Annotated in this window: 1 rRNA gene; it reads right to left on the minus strand. The window is 51.0% G+C overall.

What is annotated here, in order from left to right:
- Nucleotides 1-82: ribosomal RNA gene (gene rrf / locus PGR29_RS24860) — 5S ribosomal RNA — on the minus strand; the annotation flags it as partial.
- Nucleotides 83-247 lie beyond the last annotated feature (165 nt).

The raw sequence follows: 247 nt of genomic DNA on the forward strand, positions 1-247 counted from the left end.
CCACACTACCATCGGCGCTACGGCGTTTCACTTCTGAGTTCGGCATGGGGTCAGGTGGGACCACCGCGCTATCGCCGCCAGGCAAATTCTGTTTTCAACACGTCTTAACGACGCATCGAGTAATCTGTATCAGGCTGAAAATCATCTCAAACCGCCAAAACATCTTCGGCGTTGTAAGGTTAAGCCTCACGGTTCATTAGTATCGGTTAGCTCAACGTATCGCTACGCTTACACACCCGACCTATCA

Source organism: Klebsiella sp. 141203 (assembly GCF_032601985.1).
In the GTDB taxonomy this organism is placed as follows: Bacteria; Pseudomonadota; Gammaproteobacteria; order Enterobacterales; family Enterobacteriaceae; genus Klebsiella; species Klebsiella aerogenes.